Annotated in this window: 12 protein-coding genes; 8 read left to right on the forward strand and 4 right to left on the reverse strand. The window is 63.0% G+C overall.

Annotation, left to right across the window (positions count from 1 at the left end):
• Positions 1 to 138 precede the first annotated feature (138 nt).
• From MTR66_RS05545 to MTR66_RS05580, 8 genes are all read left to right on the forward strand, one after another.
• Entirely contained in the window at positions 139 to 849 is a 711-nt protein-coding gene (locus MTR66_RS05545; protein ID WP_243918586.1) for a TetR/AcrR family transcriptional regulator, read from the forward strand.
• 165 nt (positions 850 to 1,014) lie between these two features.
• A complete protein-coding gene (locus MTR66_RS05550) occupies positions 1,015 to 1,959 on the forward strand; it encodes an SDR family NAD(P)-dependent oxidoreductase (RefSeq protein WP_243918588.1) in 945 nt (314 codons plus the stop codon).
• Positions 1,952 to 3,232: a cytochrome P450 gene (locus MTR66_RS05555; RefSeq protein ID WP_243918590.1), complete on the forward strand. Its 1,281-nt coding sequence runs from the start codon at positions 1,952 to 1,954 to the stop codon at positions 3,230 to 3,232. The genes MTR66_RS05550 and MTR66_RS05555 overlap by 8 nt, the downstream gene beginning before the upstream one ends.
• A gap of 87 nt (positions 3,233 to 3,319) precedes the next feature.
• Complete coding sequence (locus tag MTR66_RS05560; protein ID WP_243918592.1) at positions 3,320 to 4,621, forward strand: amidohydrolase family protein; 1,302 nt, start codon at positions 3,320 to 3,322, stop codon at positions 4,619 to 4,621.
• Positions 4,618 to 5,151 (forward strand): VOC family protein, encoded by a 534-nt coding sequence (locus MTR66_RS05565; RefSeq protein ID WP_243918594.1) that lies wholly within the window; start codon positions 4,618 to 4,620, stop codon positions 5,149 to 5,151. Before MTR66_RS05560 ends, MTR66_RS05565 begins: the two co-directional genes overlap by 4 nt.
• Positions 5,152 to 5,168: 17 nt before the next feature.
• Entirely contained in the window at positions 5,169 to 5,984 is an 816-nt protein-coding gene (locus MTR66_RS05570) for a phytanoyl-CoA dioxygenase family protein (protein WP_243918595.1), read from the forward strand.
• A gap of 27 nt (positions 5,985 to 6,011) precedes the next feature.
• Complete coding sequence (locus MTR66_RS05575; protein WP_243918596.1) at positions 6,012 to 6,764, forward strand: SDR family NAD(P)-dependent oxidoreductase; 753 nt, start codon at positions 6,012 to 6,014, stop codon at positions 6,762 to 6,764.
• 19 nt (positions 6,765 to 6,783) lie between these two features.
• Entirely contained in the window at positions 6,784 to 7,335 is a 552-nt protein-coding gene (locus MTR66_RS05580; protein ID WP_243918597.1) for a carboxymuconolactone decarboxylase family protein, read from the forward strand.
• On the opposite strand, the gene MTR66_RS05585 is transcribed toward MTR66_RS05580, so the two are convergent.
• The 4 genes from MTR66_RS05585 to MTR66_RS05600 all read right to left on the reverse strand — a co-directional run bounded on the left by MTR66_RS05585 (position 7,326) and on the right by MTR66_RS05600 (position 14,570).
• Positions 7,326 to 8,906, reverse strand: a complete 1,581-nt coding sequence (locus MTR66_RS05585) for a class I adenylate-forming enzyme family protein (RefSeq protein WP_243918598.1) — start codon at positions 8,904 to 8,906, stop codon at positions 7,326 to 7,328. The two genes, MTR66_RS05580 and MTR66_RS05585, sit on opposite strands and share 10 nt — an antisense overlap.
• 222 nt (positions 8,907 to 9,128) lie before the next feature.
• A complete protein-coding gene (locus MTR66_RS05590) occupies positions 9,129 to 11,603 on the reverse strand; it encodes a TonB-dependent receptor (protein ID WP_243918599.1) in 2,475 nt (824 codons plus the stop codon).
• Positions 11,604 to 11,878: 275 nt separating this feature from the next.
• The gene (locus MTR66_RS05595; protein ID WP_243918600.1) at positions 11,879 to 12,961 is read right to left on the reverse strand and encodes a phosphotransferase family protein; all 1,083 of its coding nucleotides are present in this window, start codon (positions 12,959 to 12,961) and stop codon (positions 11,879 to 11,881) included.
• 457 nt (positions 12,962 to 13,418) lie between these two features.
• Positions 13,419 to 14,570, reverse strand: a complete 1,152-nt coding sequence (locus tag MTR66_RS05600) for a glycosyltransferase (protein ID WP_243918602.1) — start codon at positions 14,568 to 14,570, stop codon at positions 13,419 to 13,421.

A 14,570-nucleotide genomic window follows, 5' to 3' on the forward strand; every position in this document is an offset into this window, starting at 1 on the left:
ATGGAAACGGACAAGGGCACAAAATCTCATTCATCGCGCCGCGTTCCGGGCATCCGGAAACAAAAATACAGGTTGCGGCGAGGAGGAGAGAACTGGCCAATGGCAACCCCGATTGCAACGGCAGCGGCAAGCGTTCCGGTGTCCATACCCGTCATATTCGATCCGTGCCAGCCGGTCGCGCGCATGGCGGCGCCCGGCGGCCGGGTGCGCACGCCCGGTTACAACCAGCGCCAGCGCCGTTCGACCATTCTCGCCACGATCCGGCGCCTGCTGATGGAGGACGGGCTGGAAGGCGTAACGGTGCGGCGCATCGCGGAACAGTCCGGCCATGCGGTGCAGACGATCTACAACCTTGTCGGGCCCCGCGATCATGCGATCGGGGAAGCAATCAACGAATATGCGATTTACGTGAACCTGACGGCCACGCCCGACCCCTTCGATCCGGAAGTGCCCGCCGCGATGCTGGACCGGGAACTGGCCTCGATCCGCATCAACCCCGAATTCAGCCGGAACGTGTGCCGGATCTATTTTTCGGACGCACGGCAGATTTTCTATGATTTCCGCGAACAGCAGATCAAAACGATGCACCGTTTCCTGATGCAGCAGCAGCGCTCGGGCGTGGTACGCAGCGATATCAGCGCACGGTTCCTGGCCGAGCAGCTCATGCTGTTTCTGGGGGCGACATGCGTGGAATGGGCCGATCGCGGGCTGGATTTCGAAGAACTGCGCGAACGGCTCTGCGGCGGTTACGAAACGATCATGGCAAGCGCCCTGTGCCGGGGCGATCTGCGCTTTGGGCGCGGCGATGCCGGAGCATTGCCGACGGTGCCTGACAGCCGTTACGCCTGATCAGGCTGGAACAAGCGGCGGGAACGTTCTTGCATTGGCCTGAGCATCCCCGGGGGCGCGGTTGAGCCGTTTTGCAAGCGGGTGATACGCGAAAGGCCATGCCCATTCGCAAGGAAGCCTGATGCTGCCTGTTCCTCCGATCCGATGCCGCAGTGACATCCGCGCATGAATGCTCCTTTGCGCTTCGATGGCCGGGTGGCCGTGGTGACGGGGGCGGGCGGCAATCCCAGTCTGGGCCGGGCTCATGCGCTGCTGCTGGCCGCGCGCGGCGCCAGTGTCGTCGTCAACGATATCGGCCATGATCCTGGCGTGCCAGGCTATACCCGCCGTGCTGACGCGCAGGCGGTTGCCCGCGAAATTCGAGAGACTGGGGGCAGGGCGGTTGCCAGCACGGATTCGGTCACCAGCGCGGAGGAGGCCGCCGCGATCATCGATACCGCGCTGGATGCCTTCGGGCGTATCGACATTCTGGTGAACAATGCCGGGATCTCGATCGGCGCGCCGTTCGAGGTCATGACTGCACGTGATTTCGAGCGGCATATCGCGGTCAATCTGATGGGAACCTATTATTGCTGCCACGCGGCATGGCCGCACATGAAGGCGCAAGGGTACGGGCGGATCGTGAACACGGCATCGTCCTCGATGACCGGCTTTGCCAATCAGGCCGCCTATGCGGCCAGCAAGGGCGGGGTGTGGTCGCTGACCCGCGCGCTGGCAGCGGAAGGGGCGGCGCTGGGCGTTCATGTTAATGCGCTGAGCCCGGGCGGATATACGCGCATGGTGCAGGCCATGCTGCAGGAAGATTCGCCGATGCTCCAGCATTCGCGCACGAACCTGCCGCCGGAGCTGTGCTCTCCTGCGCTTGGCTGGCTGTGCCATGAAGATTGCGAGGCAAACGGTGAGTGCATCGATGCCGTGGGCGGCACCGTGCAGCGGACTTTCATGTGCCGCACGCGCGGCATCGCCATGCCCGCACTGACCATCGAGGACGTGGCGGCGCAGTGGGATGCCATTGTCGCCGAAGAGGGGGCGCAGACTTTGGGCGTGGCCCTGCTCGATACTTCTGAGTGGAAGATCCGGCCCTATGCAGCGGAGAGAGACAATGCCTGATATCGCTGAAGCCCCTGCCACAGGGACGGAGAGCCGGCTCGATCCGGCGATCCGCAACAACCCTTTTCCGTTTTATGCGGCGCTGCGTGAGGAGCGGCCGGTCTATTATGATCCCGGCCTCGATGTCTATCTGGTCACACGGTACGATGACGCCAGGCAAGTGCTGGGTGACGCAGAAACCTTCTCGCTCGAACACGGTTATCAGGACCGGTACGCCAATGGGCATGTGGAGGAGTTCGCGGAGATCCTCGACCGTGAAGGCGGCGGGTTCATACGCGATCTGGCCATTGATCCGCCCGCGCATACCCGGCTGCGGCGGCTGACCGAAAAGGCCTTTACCGCGCACCGCGTGAAGGATCTGGAGCCGCGCATTCGCCAGATCGTCGCTGATCTGATCGAGCAGGTTGCGGACAAGGGTGCATGCGATGGCATGCGCGATATCGGTGCGCCGCTGACCGCGCATCTGATCTGCGAACAGCTCGGGCTCGATTTCGCGAAGATCGGGACCGAAAAGATCGCCTGGTGGACCACGGCGATCCTTGCGCAGATCGGCCGGATGCAGACGCGTGAGGAGATGGTGGTCAATGCCCGCACCATCTGCGATCTGCAGAACACGATCATTGCCGAAGTCCGCGACCGGCAGGCCAACCCGCGCGAGGACATGATCTCCGATCTCGTCAATGCCCAGCTTGCCGACGAGGACAATCCCCGGCTCTCGTTCACGGAACTGGTGGCGACCGTGCGGGCCTTCCTGATCGCCGGGAACGATACGACGGCGGCCGGAATTACCAATGTGCTGCACGTATTGGCCACGCATGAAGGGCTGGCCGGGGAACTCTATCCGCAAGTCGATGACGACAGGGTGATGAGCCGTTTCGTGGAGGAAGTGCTGCGCTTGCAGCCGCCGGTCCACGGACTGTTCCGCACCGCGATGAAAGACGTTGAAGTTGGCGGTACGGTGATCCCGGCGATGTCTCAGGTCTGCGTGATGTTTGCGTCCGCCAACTATGATGAGAACCGTTTTCCCGATGCCGCCCATCTCGACATCGCGCGGCCCAATGTCGGGGCGAACCTGACGTTCGGGGCGGGCATTCACAAGTGCGTCGGCATCGCGCTGGCCCGGATGGAAGTGAAAGTCGCCGCGCAGGAATTCATTCGCCGTCTTACGGACATCCGGCTTGCCATACCCGAAAGCGAGCTGACTTATCTGCCGACGCTGGCGACGCATACGCTGGAGCGCCTGCCGCTGACGTTCCGGCGGCGGCAGGCTTAGGCCATGTTTGGTACGGCGCATGGCACCGTTCTAAGTTTGCCTGTGTCTGCCATGGCCGTGCCGCAGCCTGCAGCATAGGCTCCCTGCATGACGATCACATTCACCAATGCGCGGGTGTTTGACGGCACATCGATGCTGCCGGAAACGCAAACCGTTTCGCTCGATGGCGATCGCATCGTCTCGATTGCTGCGGGCCATGCTGTACCGGGAGCCGAGGTGATCGACCTGGGCGGCATGACGCTGATGCCCGGCCTCATCACCTGCCATTTCCATCCCGACTTCTACCGCTTCACGCTGGCGCAGGGGCTGGCTGGCGATCCGCTGGGCAAGGAGTTCCCGCCCGGCGTAATGATGGCCATGGCCATCCGCAATGGACGCGTGCTGCTGGACAGCGGCTTTACCGGCTACATCGGTGCAAGCTGCAGCAACGATGTTGACGCGCAGCTCAAGATCGCGATTGCGGAGGGCATCGTCGAAGGACCGCGCCTGCGTGCCTGCAGCCCGCACATCGGCACCACCGGCGATCTCAACGACAGCAAGCTGTGGTGGCGCAAGCAGGTAACGCCGGGCACGGACGTGTTCTTCGACGGGCCGGACGCGATGCGCAGGATCGTGCGCGAATACATCCGGCGCGGATCGCAGACGATCAAGATTTTCGCCAGCCAGGGACACGGCTTCCCGAGCCGCGTATCGCGCAACATGGACCGGGATGAGATCGCGGCCATTGCGCAAGCGGCGCACGGCCGGGGCGCCAAGGTGCGTGCGCACGTTGCCGACAAGGCGATGATCATGGAGTGCATCGAACTGGGCGTCGATATCCTTGACCACGGGGATGAAATCGATGCCGAGGCGATTGCCGCCATGGCCGAAAAGGGCACCTTCTGGGTACCGAGCCTGATCTATCCGAAATGCCTGCTGCAACTGGGGTGGGGCAATGCGGATATGCAGCGCCTTTACGATCACGTGCGCGATACCCTGCCTGCGGCACAGGCCGCCGGTGTGCGCATTCTGGCGGGCGATGATTACTCGGGCGTCTTTCGCGAAGTGATCGAGGACGATCCGCTGGATCATCAGGTGGGCAACTATGGGCGCGAGTTTGGCTACTACGCCGCCATTCCCGGCCTGAATGCGGCTCAGGTTCTGAGCTGGGGCACGAAGAACGCGGGCGAGGCATTGCTTGACGGGGAAGACCGGCTTGGAGTGATCGCGTCCGGGGTGCTGGCAGACCTGATCGTCATCGATGGCGATCCGGTCGCCGACCCCGCCATTCTGGCTCATCCGCAGCAGGCGTTGAAGGCCGTCATACAGAGCGGGGCTTTCACCATCGACCGTTTGCCTCCCGGCGCGCGGCGGACTGCCGGGACGGGACAGGGAATGCGTGCAGCATGATCGCTCCTTCGGATCGTAACAAGGATATCATGCAGCTGTGCTGGGTCGTGCCCGATCTGGAAGCCGCGGTCGATCATTGGGTCCGGACCGCAGGCGCGGGGCCGTTCTTCCTGTTCGAGGATGTGCATTTCGAGGATGGGGTCTATCGCGGCACACCATCCGATATCGCCCCGCACCGGGCCGCGATCGGCCAATGCGGCGCCACCCAGATCGAACTGGTGCAGCCGCTGGACGGCCGTCCCGGCGTGTGGAGCGACGTGGTGCCGTTCGGCAAGGCAGGCTTCCACCATGCCGGGTTCTATTGCGAGGACTACGCCGCCGAGCGGGAAGCCTACCTTTCCAGTGGTGCCGCGATGGCTTTCGAAGGCCTGATGATGGGCGCGCGCACTTGCTACATCGATACCGTTCCGCAGCTTGGCTACCTGACCGAGTTGATCACGGCCAATCCCATTGCCGCGCAAGTCTTCGGTGCCTTTCGGGCCGCCGCCGAGGGCTGGGACGGCAACGAACCGATCCGCACGCTCGGTTGAACAAGGACACAACCATCATGGCTACCACAGTGCACATGGCGCCTTGCCGCACGATCACGCCGGAAGAAGTGGCGCATTATCAGGAAAAGGGTTGGGTGCTGCTCAAGCGCTTCATCGATCCCGATACGATCGCGACGCTGCTGCGCAAGGCGCAGGGTATCATGGGCGAGGATGGTGACAGCAATCCGCCCTACGGGATCGACCAGCCCTATTTCAATGCACAGGCCGCGAGCGGTTACCACGATCCGCAAGTGCGGCCGATGCTGCACGGGATCGGGGATGCAGCAAAAGCGCTGATGGCGCGCAAGGCGAATGTCCCGGTGCGCCTGTTCAACGACTTCTTCGCGCCGAAACTGCCTGCCGCCAGAAAGACGCGCAACCAGGGCAATGGCGCGACCAGCTTCCATCAGGACTTCATCACTTTTGCCGTGGACCGCACCGGCGGGATGACGTTCTGGATTCCGCTGGAGGGATATGGCCCGGACGCGGGAACGATGTCCTTCATCGAAGGATCGCACAAGCTGGGCGTTCTGGGAAATTACACAAGCTACGACGGCAAGGATATCCGCGAGGTCTATCCCGAACTCGAAGACCTGCCGATGACCGAGCAGGTTACATACGAGCCGGGCGATGTCACCGCGCACAGCCATCTTACCGTGCACGGCGCGGGGCAGAACAGCCTCGATCGGCCACGCTGGGCCTATCTGGTGCTGCCGCAACCGGCCGACGCCCGTTGGAACGGTGCACCTCCGGAGGCCTTCGTACCCGATGCGCATGGCATGGTGCCTTACGGAATGTTTCCGGATGCGGCTTTTCCGATCATCGCCGAATAGAACAGCCTCCGGGGAGAGAAGACCGACATGAGTGAAGCCGATGGGCGCAAGGTTGCCTTTGTCACAGGGGCAGCATCGGGTATTGGCCGGGCGACCGCCGAAGCGTTCGTCAAGGCAGGCTATGCCGTGGCATTGGCAGACAGGGATCCCGTTGCAGGCGCCCGGGCGCAAAGCGATCTCGAAGCATTCGGAGCCTGCCGTTTTATCGCCTGCGATGTGACGGACGACGCTTCTGTTGCAGCCGCCGTGGGTGCAGCATTGTCCGGCTTCGGGGGGCTCGATGCGGCCTTCAATGCGGCGGGTATTGACGGAGAACATGGCAAGCGCACGGCCGAATGCACGCTGGAAAACTGGAACCGGGTGCTGAGCGTCGATCTGACCGGCACGTTCCATTGTATGCGCCACCAGATTCCCGCGATGCTGGAATCGGGGGGCGGGGCCGTGGTCAATTGCGCTTCAGTGGCCGGACTGGTTGGCGCGGCGACATTCGCGGCTTACACCGCCGCCAAGCATGGCGTGGTGGGGCTCACGAAAACCGCCGCGCTCGAATATGCGCGCGCAGGGATTACTGTGAATGCGATCTGCCCGGGCACGATCAATACACAGATGAACCAGAACCTGCCGCAGGATCTGCTGAAAGGGCTGCTGGATGCCAGCCCGATGGGGCGGCTTGGCGAACCGTCGGAAATCGCCGCCACGGCGCTGTTCCTGTGCAGTGAGGGCGGGCGGTTCCTCAACGGCCAGGCCATCGCGGTCGATGGCGGCTGGACGACACAATAGCACATTAGGGAGATACCGGATGACACGCATACCCGCGCTCGATCCCGCAGCATTCAGCGAAGAGCAGAAAGCCCTTGTGGGCGAATGGACGCATCTCGAATTCAGCAGGGTGCTGATCAACAGCCCGCGCATGTACGGCACTTTCGTGCCCTGGCTGAAGGAGCTGATAGCCGGGACGGCCTTGCCCGCGCGGGACCGCCAGATCGTTTGCCTGCGGATGCTGGAGCTGTGCGGGGAGGTCTACGAAAAGACGCACCATGCCGTCATCTCGCGCAAGTGCGGGCTGAACGATGAAGAGATCAACGCGTTCATCTGCGGGGAGGGCGATGCGCTGACCGCCGATGATCGTGATGTGCTGACCGCTTGCGACGAGCTTTACCGGGATCAGCGCATCGGCGATGCAACATGGGCGCGCCTGTCCCGCCGCTATTCGCAGGAACAGATGATGGAGATCGTGTTCCTTGCGGGCTGCTATCAGACCATGGCTCTGCTGACGAAAAGCTTCGGCATCCAGCTCGAACCCGATCTTGAAAGTTTCAATGCCTTGCGCGACTACGCCGATCAGGCCTGATCGGCGGCGAAGAGGCCGGCAAGCTGATCCAGCTTGAGCTTGCCGGTCGCCGTGCGCGGAATGTCCGTTTCCCGCACGAACGCGAAGCGGCGCGGCACTTTGTAGCTGGAAAGGCTTTTGCGCAGCATCTTGCGCAGCATTTCCGCATCGGGTTCGATACCTTCCGCAAGAACCACTGCTGCCGCGACAATCTGGCCATATTCCGCATCGGGCAATCCGGTTACGGCGCAATTGGCGACGCCGGGCAATTCACGCAGCGCCGCTTCCACTTCCAGACGGGAGACATTGGCCGCGCGGGTCTTGATCATGTCGTTGCGGCGCGCGACGAAGGTGAGATAGCCGTCGGCATCGATCCGCACGAGATCGCCAGTTGGGTAATAGCCGTCTGGCGTAAAGACCTCGCAGCGGCGTTTGCCATAGAAGCCAGTCATCAGCGCGCCGCCCCGCAATTGCAGTTCGCCGATTTCCCCGGCCGCAACCAGAGCGCCTGTATCGGGATCGGCCACGCGGCGTTCGTAATTGTTGACGGTCCGGCCCGAGGCGCCCTGTTTGTCATCTGGCAGGCGGACATTGATCGGTTCGGCGCTGTGCGGGGCGAAAGTCTCGCTCATGCCGAGCATGTTCGATTGCAGGTGGGGCGGGATCAGCTCTCCGGCAGCATCGCGAAACGGGCCGAGACCAACGATGGCATCGGTATCGATGCCGTGATCCTGCGCCAGCGCGCGCAGCCGCAACAAGCCATCTCCCCAGCCGTTGACCCGGTTGACGCGGCACCGCTGGATCGTCTCAAGTATGGCTGCGGTATCGGGGGAAGGGGGATAGACCAGCGTAGCGCCTTGGCTGATTACCTGCATCGCCATGGCCATGCCGCCAAGCCAGAACGCAGGCAGCATCGGCAGCATCCGGTCTCCGGGCTTCACGAGAAACAGTTTGGCCAGTTCGGGGGGATGGCGCGTTACGTTCCATTGCGAGTGCACGACCGCTTTCGGCAGCGAGGTGCTGCCCGACGTGTAGACGATCACGGCATCGTCGGAGGGCGAAACCTGGGTTTCTGCTGCGGCCAGCAGCTCGGGTGAGGGGGCCTCCGGTTCGGCAGCGAGTGCCAGCAGGCTTTCAACAGGCTCGCACCATCCCAGCCCTTCCGCATCGTCCATCCAGACATGCCGCAGGTATGGCGCACTGGTTATCCGGAGCCTGCCGGGTTCCATCGCGCCAAGGTCCGGGAAAGCTGCTTGCAGCTTTTCGCCATAGTCGTGGCCAAGAAACCGGCGCGCGGCGAGCAGATACTGCACGTCGCTGTTGCGCAGCATATGGCCCAGTTCCTTCGGGCTGGCGAGCGTGCTGACGCATGTGAGCAAAGCGCCGATGCGCAGGCTTGCGAGAAAGGCCGTGACCCAGAAAATGCCGTCCGGAGCGAGCAATGCAATGCGGGAGCCCTTGCCCGCGCCTGCTGCGAGCAAAGCCCGGGCGAGCCGCGCACTGCGCTCATCCAGCTCACGATAGCTGACGGTTTCAGAGACCGTGGCAATGGCATCGGCATCCCCCCGGCGGGCAACGGCTGACGCAAGCATAGCCGGTATCGTGGAGGGCAATTCCCCGGGAGATGTAGCGGCAGCAGAGATATTCGTTTCAGGCATGCGCTATCCTTGCCTTGGCAGGCCGGGCCGGTCACCGGCGTTGCGTGGAACAGCCAGTGACTTCGTTCCAAGCAGGCGCTGTGCAGTGCGGAAACGACAGCGGGCGGATCCCGTTACCCAGGCCCGCCCGCTTCCCCCCGTTGCCCCGCGTTCTGCCTACTGGAACAGGCCCATCGGGCGCAGCGTCAGTTTCAGGAACACGCTCCGGCCGGGCTCGACCACGCAGGCGACATCGTCGATCTTGCCGGTCGGGTTGGCGGCCTGGCCGGTCACTTGCGCGAAGCGGCTGAATACGGTCGTGTTCTGCAGGTCGGTGTTGGCGCAATACCCGGCGCGCAGAACGTCGTTCAGGTTGTTTCCGATCAGCGAGAGTTCCCAGCGCTCATTCGCATCCTTCAGTGTGATATAGGCATTGAGCTTGGTGTATCCGCGCTGCCAGTAATCGTCGCGGTTGCCGATGACGGCCTTGTATTTGGACGAGACTTGCGCCGAACCGCCGAAAATCAGGTCCATGCCTTCGGCTATCGAGGTGTCGTAGTCGAAACCGCCGATTGCTTGCCAGACTGGGGCCTTTTCCAGCGGTTCGCCGCTGGCATCGGATGCCGTGAATGTTTGCGGATCGGAACCCGGGATTTCGGATTCGTTGCAGCCCAGGGCGATTGTCTGGCCGCCGTAGCAAGGCACGCCGTGCAGGCTCAGGAACTTGGCCCTGTTCCAGTTGATCGAGAGATTGAGCGCCAGCCCCGGGATTGCGTCAGGGCGGTAATTCGCATCGAAATCGATACCGTAAGTGCGCGATGATCCCGCGTTGAGCGTCCGCAGTTCCGGGATGCCGTTTTCCGCCGCCGGTTGCGAGACGCCGACCTGCAGGCCCTTGTACTTGTAATAGTAAAACGCTGCGTTGAGGTTCAGGGCGCGGTCCGCGGTCCGCGCCTTGATGCCGATCTCGCCGCCTTGCACCTTTTCATCGCCGAACGAGTTGTCCTTGTCGGGACTGGCAGGCGTGGTGATCGAGAACGAGCCCGATTTGTATCCCTGCTTGAGCGCGCCGAATACGGTGAAGTTGTCCGTGGGGGTATATGTGACGGTCAGTTCCGGCGACCAGTTCTTCGAATTGATCTTGGGGGTGATCAGATCGACTGGAGAATAGGTATTGGTGGCGGCGCTGGACAAGGTCGTGGCCGCATCCTTGCGGGTCTCGTCGGTCCAGCGCACACCCGCTGCGATTTCGAGCACATCCACCGGTTTCCAGCGTAGCTGGCCGAAGAGCGATGCGGATTTGATGTCTACGTCATGCGTGCCCGCGGTGAGCGTGGCGGGCAGGCCCAGCGCGGCGTTACTCCCGACGTAGATGCGGTTCGTCATCCGCGCGTCCTGATAATAGCCGCCCGCAAGGAAGTTCAGCGACGAACCGGAAAAGTCGGATTCAAGACGCAATTCCTGCGTGGTGTCGCGCCTGGTGAAATGGTTGTCCGCAAAGATGGTAGGTCCTGCGGCGCCGGAATAGACGCCGTTCGCCATCGTATCGGTGGTGTTGTGGTAGTACGTGGTGGTTGAGGTCAGCGCGATGTCCGGCGTGACGTTGTAGTCCATTTCCAGCACGCCGAAATGCTGCTTGATGTCGGTAAAAGGCACGCCGCCGTTGCGAAGGGCTGGCGAACCGTCCGGGAACACGCCCCCGAAATAGGCCGGGTCCATGCCGACGTATTCCACCTCGCCGTCCTCGCGGCAGGGATGGGTGCCGCCGATGAACTGAATTCCCAAGGCGCCCGGCCCGGTTCCGCTGGGGCAGGATACCCCTTGCAGCGCGGTGGGGCTGTCGCTGTTGTCGCGTGTGATGTTGGCTTTCAGGCGCGCCTTGAAGTCATCGCTGGGCTGCCAGACGAGCGTACCCCGGACGATCCAGTTCTCGTTGGCTCCATTGCGGCCGCCAAGCGTTACACCGCCCAGACCGGGAAGCGCGGTCGCCGTATTCTTGAAGTATCCCTTGCGGTCCGACCATGTCCCGGCAAGGCGCGCGCCCAGTGTGCCGGAAAGCGGGCCGGACAGGATGAGTTCAGTGCGCGGCTCACGCGCTTCGAATTCGTAGCTGGCGCGGGCGATCACTTCGACTTCGTTGCCCGGGTCCGCAGTCGTCAGGGCAATCACGCCGCCGGGGCTGTTCTTGCCGAAGAACAGCGCCTGCGGGCCTTTGAGCACTTCGGCCTGCGCCAGATCGAACAGGCCGCTCTTGAACGTCAGGCCCTGGCTGAACTGCTGCCCGTCGATGTTGAGCGACACCGACTGATCGATGCCTGCATCGAGCGCGCTGGTACCCACGCCGCGCAGCGAGATCTGCGATCCGATGGCCAGCACCGAGGTGCCGACGAAAAGCCCGGGCACTTTGCTGGTGACGGCCTGCATGTCGGTGATCTGCGATTGCTGCAGAACCTCGGAATCGATAACGCTTTCGATCACCGGCACCTTGAGGATCGATTCCTGACGCTTGCGCGCGGTAACGATGATCTCACGTGCGTCGATATCGCCGATGCGGCTGTCCGCCTGTTCGTCTGCGGTTTGCGCCAGCGCAGCGGACCACGGCCCGGCCAAGACAAGCGCGCTTGCCGCCAGCAAGGGAATCTTCCTGTTCATTGTTGCCCTCTCCCCATAGGGGACAGGCACCCTGGCTCAGGGCACCGGTCCGCTGATGCCCCGATACACATGGGGTCATCAGTCCATGTTCTCCCATCCGGCTATGGATGCCGGTTTGCACGGTGACATTAGACGGCGTGCAAGGCGCCTCAATTGGCCGTCCACCGCAATGCTGGAACAGAAGATGGCATCGTTCTCGTCATTCCGCGGCCTGTCCGGGAAAGAGGGGAGAACCGGTCTCCGGGCATTTTACGCGATAGTGAACAAGGAGGCGGTCAGAGACGGGCGATACAGCCTGCGGTATCGTGATCCAGCATCGCCATGGCCGAGCGTACGGCGTTGACGGTGTTCACCGCTTCGGCCTGATAGTGGGATTCGGTCGAGGCCCAGATGAAGTACCCGTAGAGCTGGAAGACGGCGTATTGATGCATGGCTTCGTCGAAGCCCGGAGCAGGGGCCCCGGCGCGTGCCAGTTCGTCCAGGTAGTGGCGAACGAGAGCACCTTCCCACCTCGGCCTGTCAGCAACGTCGATCGATCCCGAAATGTGATAGGCGACTTCGAGCATGCCCGGACCACGGCTCGCGAGCGTGTCGAGGAAACCTGGAGTGCCGTCCGGCTCGATGTAGAGATTGCCCAGGTGGATGTCTCCGTGCAGCACGCAGTGCGGCAGGTCCGCTGCATAAGCCAGCATCCGGGGCCACGCGCTCACCAACCATTCGCGGTCCTGGAACTGCTGCGGAGTGGCGGCCCCGCGCGGGGCCGCCATGAAACGCGCCCAGTTTTCCGGAGAGCTTTTTTCATCGAAGAAGTGCTGCATCACGGGGAAGAATTCGGGCAGGGCGCCCCAGCGCTCTCCGGGAGCGAGTTCGGGGCTGGCCCACGTCGCGGCGTGGAAGCGGGCGAGGTATTCCAGACGGCGGGCAACCTGTTCATGTGTATGGGGCCGCGTCGCGTGACAGAAGGCCACGTCTTTCGTGACGAGGTCCTCCATGACGATGATCCCCTGCTTTTCCTCGTCGTCGTATTCCGCGAAGTAACAGGCGGGGTGGGGAAGCGGCACATGCGGGTACACGTCGCGATAGCCGCGCACTTCGCGTTCGTGCATCTGGTGATAGAGCCGTCCGTGTTCCTCGAATCCTCCTTTTACGATGATCCGTTCGGGTATCCCCGCGGCGATGGCGGTCTCGTCGCGTTTCAGTTGCAGGCGTATCTTGCTGCAAGTGGAGAACACCGTGTCGACCACTTCGCAGGCCCGGATCGTTACGCCGGGGGTCCGGGTCCGCAAAGCGGCGGTCAGCCAGGCGGCCGTGACGTCTTCGACTTTGACAGGCAGCGGGAACGGGCTGATTCCGGGCATGATCTCTCCATCTGGCAGCCGCGGCGCGGTCTGTTTTGCTGCGCCGATTAGAGCGCGAAAACATCGCGATGCGACCCGTCAGCCTTAGGACAAAGGCGCGCGCCGTTCTTCACTTGCAGGTTGCGCTTGGTAGTCTGACGGGTTTGTGACAGACTGCCCCCCGGCTTGATCGCCATCGTCGGCAACAGTAGCCGGACCGCAAGGTTCGGCGGACAAATCCGGGGGTGTTACTGTCATGCGCAAAGGGTTATTCCGGACGACGTTGCCGGGCCTTGGCGAGTGTGCGCGGGTCGATATGAGTGCGGGCGATGCCGCCCCCTATCTTGAGCGTGACATGTATGTTCTGTTGGGCTTCCAGCCCGGGTTCGAGCAGCTTCCCGAACAGACGCAGGAACGTGCGCAGGCGTCGCGGCCATTGTGGCCGGAGTGGCGCTGATCCCGACTGGTAAGTGTCCGGTCAGGCAGCCCAGCGTTGGGTGCGCACAGTGGCGGCATAAGCGGCGAACAGATCCTGGAAATGCTCTTCCATTGAACGCGCGCGCGCTGACGGGCGTGGCCGGGTGATTGCGATTTCGCGGATGGCCTGTGCCGCCGAGACCGGATCGCAAGCGGTATAAGTCCGCCCGGCGCCGTCCTGCGCATGATCCAGAGCGCCGCCTGCATCGGGCACGATCACCGGCACACCGCTGGCCCGGGCTTCCGCTGCGACCATGCAGAAGGTTTCAGCTTCGCAGCCGTGAACGAGCGCATCGGCGCTGGCCAGAATGCGGGCGAAGACCTGCCGGTTGCGTTCCGGAGCTAGCAGGCGGATGTGCGGATTTCCTGCGATGTGGCGCAGGATCGTGCGCTGCTCGCGCCCTTCGCCGAGCATGACCAGCCCGATCGGCACATTCCGGCTCGCTGCATTGACGGCCTCGATCACCATCGGCCAGCGCTTTTCCGGCGCAAGGCGCCCAACGGCAAGCAGCAGGGTGGCGCTTTCCGGCATTTCGCAGGCTTCCAGCAGGCGTGCGCGCAGGGCCGGGTCGCGGTGAGCGGGCGAAAAATAGCCCGGCTCCACCCCCATCGGGATCGTGATCGTGTTGGCGACGCCGCCTTCCCGGAGCCGCCGGGACAAGTCTCCGTTCGCGCACACGACATGATCGAACATCCGGCTGTTGCGGCGCAGGTGTTCCCAGAACATGGAGAACTGCCAGTCGATGGTCTGGCGCGGGAAGATTGAGCCGAACCAGCGGTAGGCATAGGCGGAAAGGGGATCCGCGTGCATCACCAGGCTGCGCGGCGCAGGGCCTTTCCATTCAGCGACGAGGCTTGCGCTGCGCCATGGCGATGTGGCTTCCACGAAGTCCGGCGCTTCGGCATCCAGCACTGCATGAAGCCGCTCGGGCTCGTTGAAATACCAGTATTTGCGGTCCAGCGGAAAGCGCGGGCTGCGGACAAAGACGATGCGGGCGCCAGGGCCGCGTTCTATCACGGCATCCTCATCGCCAGGGGCAACGATCACGATCTCGTGGCCGAGTTTCGGCCCGGTCTTGAGCTTCTGCTCGACATATGTGCGGACACCACCGCCATGCGGGGAATAGAAGGCGCAGACGTCGACGATCTTCAT

The organism is Novosphingobium beihaiense (assembly GCF_022832375.1).
Classification (GTDB): Bacteria; Pseudomonadota; Alphaproteobacteria; order Sphingomonadales; family Sphingomonadaceae; genus Novosphingobium; species Novosphingobium beihaiensis.

Bases quoted from the DNA above. Each gene is read 5' to 3' on its own strand.
- MTR66_RS05575 (WP_243918596.1), top strand. From the start codon at position 6,012: ATGAGTGAAGCCGATGGGCGCAAGGTTGCCTTTGTCACAGGGGCAGCA.
- MTR66_RS05560 (WP_243918592.1), top strand. From the start codon at position 3,320: ATGACGATCACATTCACCAATGCGCGGGTGTTTGACGGCACATCGATG.
- MTR66_RS05570 (WP_243918595.1), top strand. From the start codon at position 5,169: ATGGCTACCACAGTGCACATGGCGCCTTGCCGCACGATCACGCCGGAA.
- MTR66_RS05550 (WP_243918588.1), top strand. From the start codon at position 1,015: ATGAATGCTCCTTTGCGCTTCGATGGCCGGGTGGCCGTGGTGACGGGG.
- MTR66_RS05600 (WP_243918602.1), bottom strand. From the start codon at position 14,570: ATGAAGATCGTCGACGTCTGCGCCTTCTATTCCCCGCATGGCGGTGGT.
- MTR66_RS05565 (WP_243918594.1), top strand. From the start codon at position 4,618: ATGATCGCTCCTTCGGATCGTAACAAGGATATCATGCAGCTGTGCTGG.
- MTR66_RS05580 (WP_243918597.1), top strand. From the start codon at position 6,784: ATGACACGCATACCCGCGCTCGATCCCGCAGCATTCAGCGAAGAGCAG.
- MTR66_RS05590 (WP_243918599.1), bottom strand. From the start codon at position 11,603: ATGAACAGGAAGATTCCCTTGCTGGCGGCAAGCGCGCTTGTCTTGGCC.
- MTR66_RS05585 (WP_243918598.1), bottom strand. From the start codon at position 8,906: ATGCTTGCGTCAGCCGTTGCCCGCCGGGGGGATGCCGATGCCATTGCC.
- MTR66_RS05595 (WP_243918600.1), bottom strand. From the start codon at position 12,961: ATGCCCGGAATCAGCCCGTTCCCGCTGCCTGTCAAAGTCGAAGACGTC.
- MTR66_RS05555 (WP_243918590.1), top strand. From the start codon at position 1,952: ATGCCTGATATCGCTGAAGCCCCTGCCACAGGGACGGAGAGCCGGCTC.